The sequence below is a fragment of the Streptomyces sp. NBC_00984 genome (assembly GCF_045162475.1).
Lineage (GTDB): Bacteria > Actinomycetota > Actinomycetes > Streptomycetales > Streptomycetaceae > Streptomyces.
The window spans coordinates 6,378,338-6,396,856 of record NZ_CP108734.1 but is presented as its reverse complement, the minus strand read 5'-3'; the positions used below and the strand labels follow the sequence as shown (position 1 = coordinate 6,396,856).

Sequence of the window (18,519 nt, the reverse complement as noted above, 5' to 3'; positions counted from 1 at the left end):
TCCCCAGTCCGACGGAAAGGGGCCCTTGGCCAGGAAATTCACTGACCAGGGACCCCTGTGGCAGACGAGTCGGGCTGTACGCCGGGAACAGTCACCGCAACGCTATGACCTGCACGAAAATGAAGGAAGGACACTTCCGTGGCTACCTTCATGGCTGCGTGAGGAGACGCCCCGTCCAGGTCAGCCCGGACGGGGCGTCGTCGTTCCGGAGGTCAGAAGGTCTGCTCGACGCGCTCGAAGATGTCCGCGTCCGTCTCTTGCTGCCAGGCCGGCAGGTCGGCCCAGTCTGCGACGTATCCGGGCTTCGGGTCCTCGAAGTGCTTGAACATCTGGGCGGTCCAACAGATGGCGACGAAGCGGCCCTTCTGCTCGCGGGTGAGCCGTGCGGCGTGCCCTTCGCTGATCCTGATGAAGTCGCGCACCTGTCCGTACACGGCGGCGGCAGCTTCGCGCTCCCACTCGGGCGTCTCGTCCCACGGCGTGACGTAGCCGGGCTTCGGTTCACCGGGGTAGTGCCTGGTCACCCCGGCGATCCACGCCTCGCGGAAGATCCGACCGTCACTCATGCGCGTGTCCCTCTCGTCATGCGGTACGCGTAAGCGCCGCGATTCGATGATCCAGGTCCGAGACTCGGCCATCGGCCATGAGCGGGGCAAGACGCCCTCGAAGTCCGTCCAGCTTCTTGCCGATGAATCCCGAGTTCGACCGGTCGGCCAGGCCGAGCACTGCCTCCGCGTACTGCACGACCTGATCGACGTCGCCCCGGTGGGCCCCGAGGACGGCGAGGTCACTCAGGACTGCGGCACGACGGCGCAGAGAGAGGGGTTGGGCAAGGGCTGCGGTGAGAGCGTCCTCCGCGAGGTCGGGGCGGCCGAGCTGGAGGTAGCAGGCCCCTCGTTCCTCGGGGAGGCGGGAACCGTCGAAGCGGAGCCAGCCACCATTGTGGGAGTGGCCGTCGAGGGAGTGCACTTTCTCGGCTTCGTCGAGAGCCTGGGCGCAGCCGTCGATGTCGCCCATGGCCGCCTGCACCTCGGCCTGGACGGCGGAGACCCAGTGTCGGGTGGACAGGGCGCTGTCGCCCCGCCGGGCGATCCGGGAGGCCACTGCCAGCAGGGGCTGGGCAGCAGGCGCGCGGCGGGCGTACAGCTCGACGTAGGCGTGGCGGGTCATGGCGCAGGCCCAGAGGTCGCGGTCACCACCGGCATGGGCGGCGTTGGCGGCCAGTGTGTAGCACTGGGCGGCGTCGGTGTACCGGTTGGCGTCGAAGAAGAGTTCACCGGTGAGCTGGTAGAGGTCGGCCGCCATGGTGCACAGCCGGGCCCGGTCCGCTGCGGTGCGCGCCTCGGCCAGGCCCTTCGTCAGGACGTCTAGTTGCCTGCGGACCGCTGGGAAGACGGCCTGCTTGGAGTCCGAGAGGGTGAAGACCTGCCACAGGCTGCGATGCAGCTCCTCCCCTGACTCCAGGAGCGCCGCCGCCGTATGCCCCTGAGGAACCTCGCCTGAATCGGGAAGAGCGACCAGCGCGCTTGTGACAGCGAGCAGACCCAGGACATCGCGGCGCTTCATATCGTCATCTTCACCGTGGAGGAGGGTTGGGGTGTCAGGGAGCACGGCCGTTTCGGCCGGCTGTTCTTCGACGAGAAGCCCTTCCAGCTCGGAGAGGGTGACTCCCAACAGGCTGGCGATCTTGGGCCGTTGGTGCGGCTGCGGTGTGGCACGGCCACCCTCCCAGCGGATCACGGTGGACACGGCCACTGTGAGCGCTTCGGCGAATTCCTCCTGAGAGTAACCCTGCGACGCTCGCCGGTCGGCAAAACGCCTACGTCTTAATGCCATTGGTCTCCCCTCACGAAGAGCGCCTTCCCTGCTTGCACCACCCAATGCCCGGAAAACGCCTGGGAGGTGCCCGGGGTCCGCTCTGGGAGACGGTAACGGATCGTCGTTCACTGGTCACATGCTGCTCGGAGGTCAAAGGACCTCCCGGACGGCTCCCCATACGAGAGGAGTGACCGCGTGACGACCTCCGAACTGCCCCGCAGAAACTCTGGCTCCAGCGGCCGTACGTGCACGCCGCCGGAGCCCCGGCCGGGTGCGCCGAGCCGGGCTCTGCGGGTACGGGCGGCTGGCGGCTGGGAGAGGTTCATGCGCCGCGTCGAGACCCGGCAGGAGACGGAGACGTGAACCCGGTCGGCCCCGACGGCTACGAGCAGCACCCGCTCCTGAACACGAACGTCCGCGACATCGCCTCACGCGGGGAAGGTGTGCTCGTCGCCGTCACGCACGAGCTCCACAACCACGGCACGATCCGGGTCGCGCACATCCGGCCCGTGTCCGGAGTCGAGTGGACGACCGCCGCCGACAACGTCCAGGCCGCTCGCCTCTGAGTCGCTGCCCGCAGATCGCCGTCCGCACCCGGACTCCGCACCCCGCAGGCGGCCATCCGGCCCAGCCTGCCGAGGGCGGACGCCCGCCTCCGGTGTGACTTCCAATCCCATGCCAGACGTCACGTCGGGGGCGGGCCGCCAAGTGCCGGACCGCACAAGACGGTCCGTGACAGGCACGACGAGCGGTTCAACAAGCTGATGGACGACGCGTCCGACAAGGCGACCTTGTCGACCTCGGCCTGACACAGACTCCCACCCGGCCGCCGACCGGTGTAAGAGCCTTCGGCCAGCAAGCCGAGCATCACTTCGCCCAGCCGGGCTAAGTGAATCCGCAGAAAGGAACAGCACGATGCCCGAGATCCCGAGTGCTGACCGGGACGGCTCCATCGACCTGCCCAGAAAGCTGGAAGAAGATCTGATCGAGATCGGAAGCACGCTCCCTGCTTGGAGTGTTGAGGGCACCTTCCTGGCGGACTCCATGATCGAGCGGTACCGGGCCAAACTGGACTCAGCTTCGCTGTTCGGTGAAATCAGGGGTCGCCTTCTCTCCCAGCTGAAGGGGGCGGCCGGCGGATACGCCGTGATGCGTCTGCGGAACATCGCTCAGGCGCTGGGCGTCGGGGACCAGTTCCTCCGCTTGGCAACGGCGATTCTCGCCGAAGTGGCAATCCCCTTCCAGCCGTTCCAGCGGTGGCCGCTGTGGAAGGAGATCGGGACCAACCTCAACGCCAATCCCGGCCTGTCCACCGGTACGGGGTACAACGCATTCCACATGGACTTGGTCAACGCGACCCAGCCGCCGGACTACACCACGCTTCTGTGCGTCCGACCCGACCCACTCGGAGCCGGCGCGAGCATCCTCTCCAACGCTCGGGAGGCCGTATCTCGCCTGACGCCATCGAGTCGCGCCCTCCTGGCTGACGTGGCGTACAGCTACGGAGGCTTCTTCGAGCTGTCTGACGTCGGCGAGGAGTACAAGCCGTTCCCCGTCCTGGACGGCGAATCCGAGGTCTCCGGGTTCGTCCGGTTCACGGCCAAGATGCTCATCGAGTCCGGACTCGATGAGGCACACGCCCACGCCGCCAGGAAGCTTGCGGACCAGATGGTCGCTGGTCAGGTCGCCTTCACGCTCCAGCGCGGTGACCTCTTGATCGTGAACCAGCACCGATGGGTTCACGGCCGCGAGGCGCTCGCCAGCGGCCAGCACGACGTCGAGCCCGAGCGCCGCCGCCTGCTGCTCCAGTTGTTCCTGCGTGACAGGGGCTCCGCGGAACCGGCCCCCTCGTAGGTCGTGCGGGGAGGGTGTCTGGCCGGGCCTCGCCGAGGGTCCTAGATCCGCGAGTTGCGCAGCGACTGCCACGCGGCGCCGGCCAGCGCCCGCGTCGCCTGCGGGAGAGACAGCTCCTCGTGCTCGCGGTACAGCTCCCAGTTGTACCGGACCAGCGACAACTTGTTGGAGGACAGCGATCCCGCCTGGTGGGACCTGTACACCGCAAGCGGCTCGGGCAGACCCCGGGCGTCAGCGCCGTCGCGCATGATCGACAGCCACAGAGCGTAGTCCTGTCGCTTCCGCATCTCCGGCATCAGCCGCGTGCCGAGGACGGTGCGGTCGTACATGGCGGTCAGAGCGCCGATGTGGTCCCGGACCAGCATCGCGCGGTAGTCCACGTGTTCCCGCGCCCGGACCACGCGCCCGTTCGGGATGAAGTCGATGCCCTCGCCCTCGTAATCGGCATCCATCTTGAAGTACGAGGTGAACGTCAGAGGCGCACTACCCGCCGCAGCAAATTCGATTTGCCGCTCAGTCTTCTCCGGAAGCCACATGTCGTCACTGTCGAGAAAGGCGACGTAATCCCCCCGGGCCCGCTCGATAGCGAGGTTGCGTGCCCGGCCGGCACCGCCCTGTTCCGGTGCCGATTCCGGCAAGACGCGCTTGTCCTGCCGGGCGAACTCCATGAGCAGGTCCATGGAGCCATCGGAAGACTTGTCGTCGGTGACCAGCAGCTCCAGGTCGCTGTGGGTCTGCGAGAGCACCGACCGAACCGCTGTGCCAAGAGTCGCTGCCGAGTTGTACACGGGCATCACGACGGACACCAGGGGCACAGCGCTTCTCCTTGCTAGGCCAAAGACGACGGTCCATTTAAGCACTGGAATTGTGAGGGGAGCTGCTCATGCATGTTGTTGTCGCTGGTCAGGGCTGCGTGGGGCTGCCGCTGGCCGTGCGCGCCGCAGAGGTGGGGCACCGTGTCATCGGCTACGACGTGGACGATCGCCGGATCAAGCGGCTGGCGGTCGGCGAGTCGTACGTGGAGGACATTCCCGCCGAGCGGCTGCGGCCGCTCCTGGACAGCGGGGCATACCTGCCCTCGGCCGAGCCCGGGGACGTGGCAGGCTTCGACATCGCAGTCATCACCGTGCCCACCCCGCTCCGGGACGGGGTACCCGACCTCTCGTGCATCGAGTCGTCGGCCCGGCTGCTTGCACAGCACCTGCGCCCCGGGGCCACCGTTGTTCTGGAGTCCACCACCTATCCGGGCACCACCGAGGAACTGCTCGCCCCGCTACTGGAAGAGGGCTCTGGCCTGCGGGCGGGCGAGGACTTCCACCTCGGCTACAGCCCCGAGCGAATCGACCCGGGCAACCCGCGGTGGCGGCTGGAGAACACCCCGAAGGTGGTTTCCGGCACCACAACCGAGGGCCTGGCGGCGGTGAACCGCTTCTACGGGCAACTGGTCGAGCGCACGGTGCCGGTCTCCTCCTGCAAGGAGGCCGAACTGACCAAGCTGCTGGAGAACACCTTCCGGCACGTGAACATCGCCCTGGTCAACGAGCTCGCCATGTTCGCGCACGACCTCGGCATCGACGTCTGGGAGGCGATCGACGCCGCCTCCACCAAGCCGTTCGGCTTCCTGCGCTTCGCCCCTGGCCCGGGGGTCGGCGGGCACTGCCTGCCGATCGACCCCTCGTACCTGTCCTGGCGGGTCGAGCGGGCGCTCGGCCAGTCATTCCGCTTCGTGGAGCTGGCCAACGACGTCAATAGCCACATGCCCGACCACGTGGTGCGCCGGCTCGGCGAGGCGCTCAACGAACGGCAGCGCTCAGTGAAGGGCTCCCGGGTGCTCCTGCTCGGTCTCGCGTACAAGAAGAACACCGGCGACGCGCGGGAGACGCCTGCCGCGCGGGTCGCCGACCTGCTGGCCCGGATGGGCGCCGAGGTCCGGGCCGCCGACCCGCACGTGGTGGTCGGGGTGCACGTCCCCGAACCGGTCATCCCGGGGCAGCAGGCGGCCGAGCACGACCGGCAGGGCAACCCGTTCGCCGCCGTCCGTCGGGTCGAGGCGACGCCGGAGGAACTGGCCACGGCCGACGCGGTGGTGCTGCTCACCGACCACGACGAATTCGACTACGGGGCAGTGGAGCTGCACGCCCAGTACGTGCTGGACTGCCGGAACCGGCTGTCCGGCGCGAACGTCGATGTCCTATAGGCGTCGGCGCTGGAGGTCACCGCCCGCCAGAACGGGACCAGGCAGTTAGCAAGCTGCGCCTCGCGCTTTGGAACCGAAAGGGGCCCCTGACCAGGCAAAACACCTGGCCTGGGGCCCTTCCTTGGCTTACCGGCAGACGAGTCGGGCTGTACGCCGGGTTCTGTCGCCCGGTCGCCTCGCGGCGGCCGGGGAGACGGCCATCCATCTAGGACCGGCATTGCTGCCGGTCTCGTGCGGTCTACCCGCGAACTCGGGCGGGCCGCCCTCGATCATTCGCGCAGGGCCCTCTTGCGACGGCCCCTCTTGACCTTGCTCCGGGTGGGGTTTACCTAGCCGCCTGAGTCACCTCAGGCGCTGGTGGTCTCTTACACCACCGTTTCACCCTTACCAAGGACCGAAGTCCCTGGCGGTCTGTTTTCTGTGGCACTGTCCCGCGGGTCACCCCGGGTGGCCGTTAGCCATCACCCTGCCCTGTGGAGCCCGGACGTTCCTCGGGGAGATCCGAAGGTCCCCACGCGGCCGTCCGCCCGGCTCGTCTGCCGTGCCGACCATGCTACCCGCCTGGTGGGGGCCGCCGGACGGCACTGCGTTCAGATGAGTTCCTCGGTCTCCAGATCGAAGGCGAACGGCGCCGGAAGAGCGAGCCGCCTGCCGAACGGGATCGTGCAGTGCCGGCGGTAGTCGTCGCCCTCCGGGTCGCTGAACAGCGTCAGCGAGGACTGCTCCCGGTCGACCAGGAGGTAGAGCCCCGTCCGGCGGCGGTGTCACGACGATGTCCCCCTCGATCAGCTCGGCGCGGAAGCCCTCCGGCGTACCCAGCGCCAGGAAGCCCTCCAGCAGGAAGTCCGCCTGCGTGAGCGGTTCGTGCGGTTCAGCAGTCATGTCACACCTCTTCCTCGGCCGCTCGCCAGACTGGGACACCGATGGGTCCGTTGTCCGTGGGACGGGGGTGTTCCCCTCGATCGTGGCAGCGGGACCGCGCGGAGTTGTCGGATGCGGTGCGCGCGGTGAGCGCTTGACCCTGCCGCGGCGTCAAGGTTTCTACTGGGCCCATGCGCATCGGAGAGATAGCCGCGCTCGTCGGGGTCACCTCGCGGGCGATCCGGCACTACCACCACATCGGGCTGCTTCCCGAGCCCGGACGCCGGGCCAACGGCTACCGCGTCTACAGCGTGCGGGACGCCGTGGTGCTGGCCCGGATCCGGCGGCTCACGGAGCTCGGGCTCGGGCTGGACGAGGTGCGGGACGTGCTCGCCGACGCGGCGGGGCGCGAGCTCATGGAGGTGCTGGCCGAGCTGGACGCGGATCTGGCCCGGCAGGAGAGCGGGATCCAGGAGCGGCGGCGACGGCTGGCCCGGCTGCTGGACGGGCCGGTCTCCGCCGAGGAGCCCGTGTCGCCCGCACTGGCCGAACTGCTGGGCGCGGTTCCGGCCACCGGCTCCCCGATGGCTGCCAAGGACCGCGAGCACCTGGTGCTGCTGGACACGACGGGTGTCGGCAGTGAGGTCTACGCCGCGCTGCGGCCCCTGGCCGAAGACCCGGCCGTGCACGCACTGTACGAGCGGCTGGACGCACTGGCCGCGGCGCCGCTGGACGATATGCGGATCGCTCCGCTTGCCGCCGATCTGACCGCCGCAGTGCCGGACGAGGTGCTGGCGGCCATCCCCGGCGGGCCGGTCCTGACGGGGTTCGGTCAGGCCCTGCTCGACGACTACGCGCCCGCGCAGGCCGAGGTGGTGCGCCGGGTGATGGCGGCCCTGACGGCGCGTGTGGCGGGGAGGGGAACAGAATGAGCGTGCGGATTGCACGGTATGCCGTGGGGGCTGTGCCGGCCCTCGAATTGGGTCTGGGCGGCTGCCTGCTGGCGGGGGTCCGGATACCGGGTGCGGTTCTGCTCGGTGCCGAGGCCCTGGTGGTCGCCGCGCTCGGGTTCGAGGGCGTGGTCCTGTGGCGGCTCTGGCTCGTGGGCCGGCGTGCGGGTGCCGGGCGGCGGGAGGCGACGGGTGCGGCTCTCCGTACCGTCGTGCCCGAGAAGGTGCGCCGTCTCGTCGCGCACGAGGTGCGCGCCCTGCGCAGCCTCGGGCTGTGGGTGCTGCGGAGACGTCATGGCGTGCCGGAGGGTGCCCTTGCCGTCCCGTACACCGGGCCGCAGACCGCCATGATGTACGGCCTGGTCTTCGTCGCTCTGGTCGAGACGGTGATGCTGGCGCTGCTGATCCCGTGGCCGGTCGTGCACAGGGTTCTGCTCGTGCTCGATGTGTACGGGGTGGTCCTGGTGCTCGCTTTCCATGCCGCGTGCGTGACCCGGCCGCATGTGGTGGACGCCGACGGCGCGCTGCGGATCCGCTACGGCGGGCTGTTCGACCTGCGGATCCCCGCCGGTGCGGTCACCGGGGCGCGGGTCGAGCGGCGCTTTCCCGAGGGCGGGCCGGTGCGGCTGGGCGCGGACGGGGTGCTCGACCTGGTCGTGGGCGGTCAGACGACGGTGACCGTGGAGCTGGCCGGTCCGGTGGAGTTCGTACGGCCGCTGGGGAAGCGGGAGCGGGCGCGGGTGATCCGGTTCCACTCGGATGATCCGGGCGCGGCCGTGGCCGCGCTCACGCGGGGGCGAAGAGCACCTTCGACGAACCAGGGTCCGCCCGGTCCAGCCTGACCCGCAGCCGCTCCCCCAGCGGGAGCTTCGCGTCGCCGCCCTCGATCCGGGCGACGACGGCCGGGTCGTCGATGTGGACGGTGCCGGTGGTGGGTTCCTGCTCCGACACGTCGACCACGTACGCGTCGAAGATCTCGCCGATCCGGTCCTTGAGCAGCGCCGCCTCGACCAGGTCGACGCACTCGCGCTCGACGGTGTTGGCGCGCCTGGTCCCGTCCGCCATCTCCTTCGGCAGGCCGGGCAGCGCGGCGCGGACCCACTCGGGCGGGTCCTGTTCCGCGACGGCGGCGAGGCACAGCTCGGCCGCGTACCGGTCGACGAGCCGGCGCAGCGGGGCGGTGCAGTGCGTGTAGAGGTCGGCGACGGCGGCGTGGACGGCGGGGGTGGGGAGTTCGCCGTGCTCGAAGACGGTGTAGCCGGCGCCGCGCAGCAGGGTGGTGCACTCCTGGAGGAACGCGGCGTGGTTGGCCCGCCTCGGGTCGAGGGAGCGGACGACCTGGGCGTACGGGACGTGGTGCGGCCAGTCGATGTGCAGCGCCTCGGCGGAGCGGCGGAGCCGGGCCACGGCGCCGTCCGGGGCGACCGGCAGGGTGCGCAGGATGCCGGTACCGGTCTCGGTCATGAGGTGGGCGGCGGCCATGCCGGTCAGCAGGGAGAGCTGGGCGTTCCAGCCGTCGGCGGGCAGCGGGGCGCGGTATTCGAGGCCGTAGCCGCCGTCGCGCTCGACGATCTCCTGCTCGGGCACGTTGAGGGAGATGCCGCCGCGGGCGACCTCCTGCTCCTCACGGAGCCGTCCGATGTCGCGGAGCAGGGCGAGGGGTTCCTCGGCGGTGCCGGTGTCGATCTGCCGCTGGGCGCCCGCGTAGTCGAGCTTGGCGCGGCTGCGGACGAGGGCCCGGCGCACCGAGGTGGCGACGGCGCCGCCCTCGCTGTCGAGGTCGATCCGCCAGAGCACGGCGGGACGGGTCCGCCCCGGCAGGAGGCTGGCGGCCCCTTCGGAGAGCAGGGTGGGGTGGAGCGGCACCTTGCCGTCGGGGAAGTAGAGGGTCGTCACCCGGCGGTGGGCCTCGGTGTCGAGCGCGCCACCGGGGCGTACGAAGGCGGCGACATCGGCGATGGCGTAGTGCACCCGGTAGCCGCGTCGGCGGCGTTCGAGGTACAGGGCCTGGTCGAGGTCGGTCGAGGCGGGCGGGTCGATGGTGAGGAACGGCAGGTCCGTCGCGTCCTCGTGGGCCGATACCGCCGGGTCCTTCGCCGCCTGCGCCGCTTCGGCGAGGACCTCGGGCGGGAAGTCGTCGGGAAGGCCGAGCTCGGTGCGCAGTTTGCGCAGGGACGCCCTCAGTGGGGTGTCGGCCGGCCCGGTCATGCGGAGATGGCGGCGGGGCATGGACCGAGCGTATGGCGGGGCGGGGCGGGCGGCATCCCGGGTGACGGCCCGGCCGGTCCCGGTGTGCCCGTACGCTGGCGCGGGGGCCTGGGGACTTTCGAGCGGGGAGGCCCTGGTCCCGCCCCGACTGTGCGTACGAAGGAGAACCGCCGTGCTCGTGCTGTTGCCGCCCTCCGAAGGAAAGGCCGCCTCGGGACGCGGGGCGCCCCTGAAGCCGGAGTCGCTGTCGCTGCCGGGCCTGGCCGGGGCGCGGGCGGCGGTTCTCGACGAGCTGGTCGAGCTGTGTGCGGCGGACCAGGAGAAGGCCCGCGAGGTGCTCGGGCTGAGCGAGGGGCTGCGCGGCGAGATCGCGAAGAACGTGGAGCTACGGACGGCCGGGACGCGTCCGGCCGGGGAGATCTACACGGGGGTGCTGTACGACGCGCTGGACCTGGCCTCCCTGGACGCGGCGGCCAGGCGGCGGGCCGGGAAGTCGCTGCTGGTCTTCTCCGGGCTGTGGGGCGCCGTGCGGGTGGGCGACCGGATTCCTTCGTACCGCTGCTCGATGGGCGTGAAGCTGCCGGGCCTGGGCGCGCTCGGGGCGTACTGGCGCGACCCGATGGCACAGGTGATGCCGGAGGCGGCCGGGGACGGGCTCGTCCTGGACCTGCGGTCCTCCGCCTACACCGCGGCCTGGAAGCCGAAGGGCGAGGTCGCGGAGCGCACGGCGAGCGTGCGGGTGCTGCACTCCCAGCTGGTGGACGGGGTCGAGAAGCGGTCGGTGGTCAGCCACTTCAACAAGGCGACGAAGGGGCGGATGGTCCGCGACCTGCTGGTCTCCGGTGCGCGCCCGAAGGAGCCCGCGGAGCTGGTGGAGACCCTGCGCGGGCTCGGGTACGTGGTGGAGGCCGAGGCTCCGGCGCCGGCCGGGCGGGCGTGGTCGATCGATGTCGTGGTGACGGAGATCCACTGAGCCACCGGCCGCTCGCGGTGGGGCCACCACACCCGCGCGTTGCATCATGCGCAACGCTCGTTGCGTACGGTGCGTACGTCGCGGCAAGATGAGCCCATGACCTCCTCTGTGCTGGACCTTGCCCCCGTCGTGCCCGTAGTCGTCCTGGAGGACGCCGCCGACGCGGTGCCGCTCGCCCGCGCCCTGGTCGCGGGCGGGCTCCCGGCCATCGAGGTGACGCTGCGCACCGCCGCGGCGCTGGACGCGATCGGGGCCATCGCGGCGGAGGTGCCGGACGCGGTGGTCGGGGCCGGCACGGCGATCTCCGTACGGAACGTCGCCGACACCGTCGCCGCGGGGGCCCGGTTCCTGGTCAGCCCCGGCTGGACGGACAGCCTGCTGGACGCGATGAAGGCGTCGGGGGTGCCGTTCCTGCCGGGTGTCTCCACGACGTCCGAGGTGGTCGCGCTGCTGGAGCGCGGGGTCAGCGAGATGAAGTTCTTCCCGGCCGAGGCGGCCGGCGGCACCGCCTATCTGAAGGCCCTCTCCGCACCGCTGCCGCAGGCGCGCTTCTGCCCGACGGGCGGCATCTCCCTCGCGTCCGCGCCGTCCTATCTGGCGCTGCCCAACGTTGGGTGCGTGGGCGGCAGTTGGATGGTCCCGGCGGATGCGGTCGCGGCGAAGGACTGGGCGCGGGTGGAGCGGCTGGCGAGCGAGGCGGCCGGGCTGCGCGGCTGACCGCCGCCGGGCCGCCCCGGGCGTCCGCCGTCGGCTACCGCAGGTGCGACGTGTCGTTGAGCAGGCGGACCGACGCGTTCCCGTCCGCGTAGTACGCCACCGCGGAGACCGAGGCCGCCGAGAGTTCCATCCGGAACATGGCTTCCGGCGGGGCGCCGAGCGCCAGTCGGACCAGGGTCTTGATCGGCGTCACATGGGTGACCAGGAGGACCGTGCGGCCCGCGTAGCGGGTGGTGAGGCGGTCGCGGGTGGCTCCCACCCGGCGGGCGACCTCGGCGAAGCTCTCGCCGCCGCCGGTGGGGGCCGCCTTCGCGGAGGCGAGCCAGGCGTCCAGGTCGTGGCCGTGACGCTCACGTACCTCGGCGAAGGTCAGGCCCTCCCAGGCCCCGAAGTCCGTCTCGCGCAGGCCGTCCTCGATCCGGACCTCCAGGCCGAGCCGGGCCGCCACCGCAGCCGCCGTCTCGCGGCAGCGGCGCAGCGGGGAGCTGACGATCTCCTCGATCGTGCCGCGGGCGGCCAGGGCCTGGGCGATGCGTTCGGCCTGGTGGCGGCCGGTCGCCGAGAGTTCGGGGTCGCTGCCGCCGCTGCCCGAGAACCGCTTCTCGGGGGTGAGGGCCGTCTCGCCGTGCCGGAGCAGTACGAAGGTGGCGGGCGCCCCGAGATCGGGCGCCGCGCCCCAGCCGACCTGGGGGGTCGCCGGGGAGGCCGCTCCCTGCCGGGAGGCCAGGGCCGCGCGGGCCCTGGCCGCGCCCGCCGCCGCGTCACCGGGCGGGCCGGACGCGGGGGGCGGGCCCGCGGCCGTCGAGGGCCGGGGGGTGTCGAGGGCGGCCGTCGACGCCGACGGCTCCCACTGCTTGCCGCGCTTGCCCGCGTCCATCGCCTCGTTGGCGAGCCGGTCGGCGTGCTTGTTCTTCTCGCGCGGGATCCACTCGTACGTGACGGCGGAGGCCGGCAGGATCCTGGCGGCCTCCGCCGCGAGCGGCTTCATGTCGGGGTGCTTGATCTTCCAGCGGCCCGACATCTGTTCCACGACCAGCTTGGAGTCCATCCGGACCCGCACCTGGACCGCGCCGTCCGCCGAGGCGTCCGGAACCAGCGCCTTCGCCGCCTTCAGGCCCGCGATGAGGCCCTTGTACTCGGCGACGTTGTTCGTCGCGACGCCGATGTACTCGGCGGCCTCGGCGAGGGTCTCCCCCGTCACCGGGTCGATGACGACCGCTCCGTATCCGGCGGGTCCGGGGTTGCCCCGGGATCCGCCGTCGGCCTCGATGACGAACTGGCGCGGCTGGGTCATTACAGGCCCGACTCCGCCGTACGGACCAGGATGCGGCGGCAGTTCTCGCAGCGCAGGACGGTGTCCGGGGACGCCGCCTTCACGTCGTTGACCTCGGTGATGTTCAGTTCGAGGCGGCAGCCCTCGCAGCGTCGCTGGTAGAGGCGGGCGGCGCCGACCCCGCCCTGCTGGACGCGGAGCTTGTCGTACAGCTTCAGCAGGTCCGCGGGGACGGAACCGGCGACCAGTTCGCGCTCCTTGGTGACGGTCGCGGCCTCCTCGTCGAGCTCCTTGGTGGCGGCGTCGCGGCGGGCGGTCGCGTCGTCGGTCTTGGCCTGGACGGCGGAGACCCGGTCGGACAGCTCGGTGACGCGCTCCTGGGCGGACTCGCGGCGCTCCATCACTTCGAGGACGACGTCCTCCAGGTCGCCCTGGCGCTTGGCCAGCGAGGCGATCTCGCGCTGGAGGCTCTCCAGGTCCTTCGGCGAGGTGACCGCGCCGGAGTCGAGGCGCTGCTGGTCACGGGCGGCGCGCTGGCGCACCTGGTCGACGTCCTGCTCCGCCTTGGTCTGCTCGCGGGCGGTGTCGCTCTCCTCGGTCTGCGAGGCGACCAGCAGGTCGCGCAGTTGCGCGAGGTCGCTGGTGAGCGACTCGATCTCGGCGTGCTCGGGCAGCGACTTGCGCCGGTGCGCGAGCTGCGACAGGCGTACGTCGAGGGCCTGGACGTCGAGAAGTCGGATCTGGTCGGCGGGCGCGGCGTTCAGTTGGGGGCTCCAGAAGAGTGGTGGGTGGTGGTGGTCCAGGGGTCGGTGACCTGCTTCGAGACATGGACCCGCAGGTCCCATCCGTGGCGGTCGGAAATCGCGTCGAGCTGTGTCGCGGCCTGTTCGCACCAAGGCCATTCGGTGGCCCAGTGCGCGGCGTCGATCAGGCCGAGCGGGGAGTGCTGGACGGCCTCGGAGGCCGGGTGGTGGCGCAGGTCGGCGGTGAGGAAGGCGTCGACGCCCGCGGCGCGCACCGCGTCGAAGAGGCTGTCGCCGGAGCCGCCGCTGACCGCGACGGTGCGCACCGTCGCCGCCGGGTCGCCGGCGAGCCGGATGCCCTGCGCGGTGGCGGGCAGCCGGGCCGCCGCGCGGGCGGCGAATTCGGCCAGGGTCTCGGGGTGGTCGAGCACGCAGATCCGGCCGAGGCCGCGCCGCCCCCCGGGGTCGGACGGGTCCGGTACGAGCGGGCCCTCGACGCGCAGGTCGAGCGCACCGGCCAGGGCGTCCGAGACGCCCGGGTCGGCGGTGTCGGCGTTGGTGTGGGCGACGTGCAGCGCGATGTCGTGCTTGATGAGGGTGTGCACGACCCGGCCCTTGAAGGTGTCGGCCGCGACCGTCGTCGTACCCCGCAGGTAGAGCGGGTGGTGGGTGACGATCAGCTGGGCGCCGAGCCGGATCGCCTCGTCGGCGATCTCGTGGACGGGGTCGACGGCGAAGAGCACACGGTCGACGACGGCGTCGGGGTCTCCGCAGACGGTACCGACCGCGTCCCAGCCTTCGGCCCGCTCGGGCGGCCAGAGAGCGTCGAGCTCGGCGAGGACATCAGACAGACGGGGCACAAGCAAAGGCTACCTGCCCGCCGTGCCCCGTCGCCCATGGCTGTGGCGGTCCGTGCGGACCGCCACTCCCCGCTCGGCAGTCACTGCTTCACGAGGTCGGCCACGGCCTGCTCGCGATCGTCACTTCACGAGGTCGGCCACGGCCTGCGATCGTCACTTCACGAGGTCGGCGCGGAGGTCGTCGAGGACCAGGTTCGCCGCCGTGACACCGAGGCCGAGGTACCAGGTCTCGTCGGAGACGTCCTTGGCCCGGCCCTCCTTGACGGCCTTGAGGTTCTTCCACAGCGGGTTGGCCTGGGTGGTGTCGCGCTTGGTGGCCTTCACGTCGCCGTAGACGCCGGTGAAGATCCAGTCGGCGTCGGCCTCGTCGATCTTCTCCGGGCTGATCTCCGCGGCGAGGTCGTCGATCTGCTGGTTCTTCGGCCGCGGCAGACCGGTGTCTTCGAGGATGGTGCCGATGAAGGAGGCCTTGGCGTAGAGGCGGATACGGTCCGGCAGGTAGCGGACCATGGAGATGGTCGGCTTCTTCGGGCCGATGTCCTCGCCGAGCTTCTTCGCCTTGGCCTCATAGGCGCCGAGCTCGCTCTTCGCCTTCGCCGTCCTGTCCAGCGCGGCGGCGTTGAGGAGGTAGTTCTCCTTCCAGGTGAAGCCCGGACGGATGGAGAACACGGTCGGCGCGATCTTGGAGAGCGCGTCGTACTTGTCGGCGGCGCGCAGCTGGCTGCCCAGGATCAGGTCGGGCTTCAGTCCGGCGATCGCCTCAAGATTGAGGTTGTTGATCGTGCCGACGTTCTTGGGGTTGCCCGCGTTCTTCTTCAGGTACGAGGGAATCGCCGCGTCGCCCTCGGAGGGGGCGTAGCCCACCGGCTTCACACCCAGCGACACGACGTTGTCGAACTCGCCGACGTCCAGCACCACGACGCGCTTGGGGGCGGACTTGATCTCCGTCTTGCCCATGGCGTGGGTGAGGGTCCGGGGGAACTGGCCGGCCTCGGCGTCCGTCCCGTACGCCGCCGTCTTCTTCGCGGCGTCGCCGAAGTCCTTGCCGCCCGTGGCGACGGCCGCCTTCTTGTCGCCGCCCTCGGACTTGGCCGAGCCGCCCGACCCCCCGTCGTCGCTCCCGCAGGCCGAGAGGGAAAGGGCGGCAGCCACCACCAGGCCGACTGCGGCGGTGCCGCGGCGACGAAGGGACATCACTTGCTCCAGTTGTGAAGAACAGACAGATACTGCTTAGGGCTGCCTAACCTTACTCATTCGCCTCACGCCCAGCACAGCTACCCCCTCCCCCTCAGGCGAATACGGGCATCACCCCCCTTATGTGTGAAGAGGCGGGTCTCGTGTTGTTCGGCAGGAAGTGCGAAAACTAGCTTCGATTGCCGGAGGTGACCAGCCCATGACTGTCTGTGCCATCGAGAACAAGCACGCAGGCGCGACCGGGGCCGCCGAAGACCACGGGGACGCGGTCCTGGAGAACGGCGATCCGGAGGCTCCCGCTGCGCCGGACGACCCGCCGGACGAAGCGGGCGGAGCGGGCACGCCCCTCGGGGCAGCCCCTGCCGCGCCCGCGTTCACGATCGCCGCGGACGGTTCGTACGCGGCCCGGCTCGCGCTCGCGGCGGTGCCGGCGGAGGCGTCCGGCGAGGCCGGCGGGGCGTGGTTCGTGGAGCGCTGGACGCTCGACGGGCCCGAGCCGTACGCCGTACCGCTCCCCCTCGACCAGCCGGAGGAGCCGGACTCCGAGGTGCTGCCGATGGCCGACGGGCGGGTACTGATCCGGCGCCGGGTCGCGGACCGGCACGTGGTGTCGCTGCTCTATCCGACCGGCCCCGGGACCGGTGAACTCCCGCTCGGCGCCGTCGAATGCGCGGACCTCACCCTGCTGCCGCCCACGCCGGACGGCATGAGCGCGTACGCGCTGTCGGCCGGCGCGCACTCCACCTCCGTCTGGCTGGTGGCGGGCGGCGCCTTCGGTCCCGAGCCGGTCGCGGAGGTTCCGGGGCGCTGCTCCGGCGGCGTCTGGCTGGACCGGGCGGGCCGGATGCTGGCCCTGGACCGGGAGATGCCTGGCGGGGGCCCGGTCAAGGCCGTCGCCGTGGACCTGGAGCGGGGCGGCGAGGTGACGCCGCTGCTGCAGATCGCCCCGGACAGCAACGACCGGCTGCTGCTCGCCGATCCGGACAGCGGGCTGCTGCTGATCCGCTCGGACGCGCCGGGACACGACCGGCTGGGGTGGGGCGTGCTCGGCAGCTGTCTGCCGGTGCGCTTCCCGGAGTGCCTGCGCCCGGCCGATGTGGCGGTGACGCCGTTCGCCGTGCAGCCGGGCCAGATGCTGATGCCGGAGAGCTGCGCGGTGGCGCTGCGGATCGACGGGGCGGCGGGCAGTTGGGTCGGGGTGTGGCGCCCGGCCGGACGCCGGCTGCATCAACTCGCCGCCCCCGAGGGATGGCAGGCCGGTCGCGGGGTGTGGACCCGGGACGGCGTGCTCGGACTCCCGTACGCGGACGGGAACGTGGCCTGCGGTGTGACTCTGCTGGAGGCACCGGTGGACGACGAACACGGCACGCGGCCGTCGGCGGAACCCGGCGCGGAAAGCGGTATGCAACCGTCCGCCGCCGCTGCGCCTCTACCCGTGTGCAAGCCGATTCCGCTGGGGCAGGCGCCTCTTACGGGACGCATGGTGCCTGGTTAAAATCTGGAACCGGGCTACGCAGCCGTACCCGGCGGTCGCCGACGGTGACCGCGCCGTGTTGCGGTTGGCGTGATCGGCCCGGTGACACACACGTAAGCGATCACAACGGGGTGACTTCCCACATGTCTGAAGCCCGAACCGACACGACCCAGACGCGTCCGGAGGACGCGGACCGGGCCGAAGACGGCGGCTACGGAAAGCACCGAGGGGGTGAGTCGATGGACGACGCGTCTGCACAGCCGCACGGCCGCCACCGCCGCCCCTCCGAGGGGGACAGCCGGGCGGCCTGACCGCGCGGAACAGCGACTAGGGCCTGTCCGGCGGATCAGGGCCGGACAGGCCCTAGGGGCGGTGGGCCCCGGCAGCCGGCCGGCTGCCGGGGCCCACCCGTGTCCGCGGTGGTCCAACCCCCGTCGGTCAGCCCCGTTTCAGGCCGAGCACCTCCGACGCGGCGAAGGTCTCGTTCGGCGGGCGGTCCTCGTAGTACGGCGAGATCAGCTCGTCCAGCTCCTCGAAGGAGAACGTCTCCTTCGAGGAGTCGAACTTCGTCACGACCCGGGGGCGTTCGACGATCGCGACCATCCCGCCGTGCACCACGAGCAGCTGCCCGTTGACCTTGGCGGCGGCAGGGGAGGCCAGATAGCCGACCAGTGGCGCGACGTGCTCGGGTGCGAGCGCGTCGAGCCGGCCGTCCGTCGGTTCCTGGAAGCCCGCGAAGACATCCTCGGTCATCCGGGTGCGGGCTCGCGGGCAGATGGCGTTGGCGGTGACTCCGTACCTGGCCAGGGCCAGTGCCGTGGAGGTGGTGAGGCCGACGACGCCGCCCTTGGCCGCCGCGTAGTTCGGCTGGCCCGCCGAACCGGCCAGGAACGCCTCCGACGAGGTGTTGACGATCCGGCCGTGGACCGGGCCGCCGGACTCCTTGGAGCGGGTGCGCCAGTGCGCGGCGGCGAAGTGCGTGGTGTTGAAGTGGCCCTTGAGGTGGACCCTGATGACGGAGTCCCACTCGTCCTCGGTCATCGAGAAGATCATCCGGTCGCGCAGGATGCCCGCGTTGTTGACCAGGATGTCGAGCTTTCCGTAGGTGTCGACGGCCAGCTCCACCAGGGCGCGGGCCTGCTCGTGGTCGGAGACGTCGCCGAGGTGCGCGACCGCCCGGCCGCCCGCGGCCCGGATCTCCTCGGCGACCTCCTCGGCGGGCGTCGCGGACGCCTCGCCGGAGCCGTCGCGGCCCGGCTGCCCGTAGTCGTTGACGACCACGGACGCGCCCAGCCCCGCCAGTTCGAGCGCTTCGGCGCGCCCGAGGCCGCGGCCCGCGCCCGTGACGATCGCGGACATGCCGTCCAGGGGAAGTGACATCGGAATCTCTCCAGTCC

19 protein-coding genes, 1 other RNA gene and 2 pseudogenes are annotated in these 18,519 nt (G+C 71.2%); 10 read left to right on the top strand and 12 right to left on the bottom strand.

Features of this window, described 5'->3' with window-relative positions; translation table 11 throughout:
• Nucleotides 1–212: 212 nt before the first annotated feature.
• The 3 genes and pseudogenes from OG520_RS28635 to OG520_RS28625 all read right to left on the bottom strand — a co-directional run.
• Nucleotides 213–566 (bottom strand): hypothetical protein, encoded by a 354-nt coding sequence (locus OG520_RS28635; protein ID WP_266419911.1) that lies wholly within the window; start codon nucleotides 564–566, stop codon nucleotides 213–215.
• A 16-nt stretch (nucleotides 567–582) separates the two neighbouring features.
• Nucleotides 583–1,566 (bottom strand): transcriptional regulator, encoded by a 984-nt coding sequence (locus OG520_RS28630; protein ID WP_406016591.1) that lies wholly within the window; start codon nucleotides 1,564–1,566, stop codon nucleotides 583–585.
• A gap of 141 nt (nucleotides 1,567–1,707) precedes the next feature.
• A pseudogene (locus OG520_RS28625) lies at nucleotides 1,708–1,836 on the bottom strand (helix-turn-helix domain-containing protein); the annotation flags it as partial.
• Nucleotides 1,837–2,013: 177 nt separating this feature from the next.
• On the opposite strand from OG520_RS28625, the gene OG520_RS28620 reads away from it, so the two are divergent.
• From OG520_RS28620 to OG520_RS28610, 3 genes are all read left to right on the top strand, one after another.
• On the top strand, nucleotides 2,014–2,181 hold the full coding sequence (locus tag OG520_RS28620) for a hypothetical protein (protein ID WP_385327321.1): 168 nt from the start codon (nucleotides 2,014–2,016) through the stop codon (nucleotides 2,179–2,181).
• Entirely contained in the window at nucleotides 2,178–2,384 is a 207-nt protein-coding gene (locus tag OG520_RS28615; RefSeq protein ID WP_385327323.1) for a hypothetical protein, read from the top strand. The genes OG520_RS28620 and OG520_RS28615 overlap by 4 nt, the downstream gene beginning before the upstream one ends.
• 349 nt (nucleotides 2,385–2,733) lie before the next feature.
• Nucleotides 2,734–3,672: a TauD/TfdA family dioxygenase gene (locus tag OG520_RS28610; RefSeq protein WP_406015096.1), complete on the top strand. Its 939-nt coding sequence runs from the start codon at nucleotides 2,734–2,736 to the stop codon at nucleotides 3,670–3,672.
• Nucleotides 3,673–3,713: 41 nt separating this feature from the next.
• Here OG520_RS28610 and OG520_RS28605 read toward each other — a convergent pair whose 3' ends face one another.
• Nucleotides 3,714–4,487 (bottom strand): glycosyltransferase family 2 protein, encoded by a 774-nt coding sequence (locus OG520_RS28605; RefSeq protein WP_406015095.1) that lies wholly within the window; start codon nucleotides 4,485–4,487, stop codon nucleotides 3,714–3,716.
• A 68-nt stretch (nucleotides 4,488–4,555) separates the two neighbouring features.
• Between OG520_RS28605 and OG520_RS28600 the strand changes: the two genes are divergently transcribed.
• A complete protein-coding gene (locus OG520_RS28600) occupies nucleotides 4,556–5,869 on the top strand; it encodes a nucleotide sugar dehydrogenase (protein WP_406015094.1) in 1,314 nt (437 codons plus the stop codon).
• A 133-nt stretch (nucleotides 5,870–6,002) separates the two neighbouring features.
• Here OG520_RS28600 and rnpB read toward each other — a convergent pair.
• Together rnpB and OG520_RS28590 are read right to left on the bottom strand one after the other, a co-directional pair.
• An RNA gene (rnpB, locus tag OG520_RS28595) (RNase P RNA component class A) lies at nucleotides 6,003–6,404 on the bottom strand.
• Nucleotides 6,405–6,459: 55 nt separating this feature from the next.
• Nucleotides 6,460–6,751, bottom strand: a pseudogene (locus OG520_RS28590) (hypothetical protein).
• Between the two features lie 170 nt (nucleotides 6,752–6,921).
• Here OG520_RS28590 and OG520_RS28585 point away from each other — a divergent pair.
• Both OG520_RS28585 and OG520_RS28580 read left to right on the top strand, forming a co-directional pair.
• On the top strand, nucleotides 6,922–7,662 hold the full coding sequence (locus tag OG520_RS28585; protein WP_406015093.1) for a MerR family transcriptional regulator: 741 nt from the start codon (nucleotides 6,922–6,924) through the stop codon (nucleotides 7,660–7,662).
• Nucleotides 7,663–7,685: 23 nt separating this feature from the next.
• Complete coding sequence (locus OG520_RS28580; protein ID WP_406015092.1) at nucleotides 7,686–8,522, top strand: hypothetical protein; 837 nt, start codon at nucleotides 7,686–7,688, stop codon at nucleotides 8,520–8,522.
• Here the strand turns inward: OG520_RS28580 and OG520_RS28575 are convergent.
• Entirely contained in the window at nucleotides 8,467–9,909 is a 1,443-nt protein-coding gene (locus tag OG520_RS28575; RefSeq protein WP_406015091.1) for an RNB domain-containing ribonuclease, read from the bottom strand. The genes OG520_RS28580 and OG520_RS28575 overlap by 56 nt on opposite strands.
• A gap of 151 nt (nucleotides 9,910–10,060) precedes the next feature.
• Here OG520_RS28575 and yaaA point away from each other — a divergent pair, with 151 nt between their 5' ends.
• Together yaaA and eda are read left to right on the top strand one after the other, a co-directional pair.
• A complete protein-coding gene (gene yaaA, locus OG520_RS28570; RefSeq protein WP_406015090.1) occupies nucleotides 10,061–10,861 on the top strand; it encodes a peroxide stress protein YaaA in 801 nt (266 codons plus the stop codon).
• Nucleotides 10,862–10,957: 96 nt separating this feature from the next.
• On the top strand, nucleotides 10,958–11,578 hold the full coding sequence (gene eda, locus OG520_RS28565; RefSeq protein ID WP_406015089.1) for a bifunctional 4-hydroxy-2-oxoglutarate aldolase/2-dehydro-3-deoxy-phosphogluconate aldolase: 621 nt from the start codon (nucleotides 10,958–10,960) through the stop codon (nucleotides 11,576–11,578).
• 34 nt (nucleotides 11,579–11,612) lie between these two features.
• Here eda and OG520_RS28560 read toward each other — a convergent pair whose 3' ends face one another.
• From OG520_RS28560 to OG520_RS28545, 4 genes are all read right to left on the bottom strand, one after another.
• On the bottom strand, nucleotides 11,613–12,872 hold the full coding sequence (locus OG520_RS28560; protein ID WP_406015088.1) for a bifunctional RNase H/acid phosphatase: 1,260 nt from the start codon (nucleotides 12,870–12,872) through the stop codon (nucleotides 11,613–11,615).
• A complete protein-coding gene (locus OG520_RS28555; RefSeq protein WP_385327380.1) occupies nucleotides 12,872–13,615 on the bottom strand; it encodes a zinc ribbon domain-containing protein in 744 nt (247 codons plus the stop codon). Before OG520_RS28555 ends, OG520_RS28560 begins: the two co-directional genes overlap by 1 nt.
• Complete coding sequence (locus tag OG520_RS28550) at nucleotides 13,612–14,454, bottom strand: Nif3-like dinuclear metal center hexameric protein (protein ID WP_266419885.1); 843 nt, start codon at nucleotides 14,452–14,454, stop codon at nucleotides 13,612–13,614. Before OG520_RS28550 ends, OG520_RS28555 begins: the two co-directional genes overlap by 4 nt.
• A gap of 153 nt (nucleotides 14,455–14,607) precedes the next feature.
• Nucleotides 14,608–15,648 carry an ABC transporter substrate-binding protein gene (locus OG520_RS28545; protein WP_399326252.1) on the bottom strand — a complete coding sequence of 347 codons (1,041 nt, stop codon included), beginning with the start codon at nucleotides 15,646–15,648 and terminating at the stop codon, nucleotides 14,608–14,610.
• A 199-nt stretch (nucleotides 15,649–15,847) separates the two neighbouring features.
• Here OG520_RS28545 and OG520_RS28540 point away from each other — a divergent pair, with 199 nt between their 5' ends.
• Together OG520_RS28540 and OG520_RS28535 are read left to right on the top strand one after the other, a co-directional pair.
• Nucleotides 15,848–17,143 (top strand): hypothetical protein, encoded by a 1,296-nt coding sequence (locus OG520_RS28540; protein ID WP_406015087.1) that lies wholly within the window; start codon nucleotides 15,848–15,850, stop codon nucleotides 17,141–17,143.
• A 122-nt stretch (nucleotides 17,144–17,265) separates the two neighbouring features.
• Complete coding sequence (locus tag OG520_RS28535; protein ID WP_406015086.1) at nucleotides 17,266–17,433, top strand: hypothetical protein; 168 nt, start codon at nucleotides 17,266–17,268, stop codon at nucleotides 17,431–17,433.
• Nucleotides 17,434–17,560: 127 nt separating this feature from the next.
• On the opposite strand, the gene OG520_RS28530 is transcribed toward OG520_RS28535, so the two are convergent.
• Nucleotides 17,561–18,502 (bottom strand): 3-oxoacyl-ACP reductase, encoded by a 942-nt coding sequence (locus OG520_RS28530; RefSeq protein WP_406015085.1) that lies wholly within the window; start codon nucleotides 18,500–18,502, stop codon nucleotides 17,561–17,563.
• Nucleotides 18,503–18,519 lie beyond the last annotated feature (17 nt).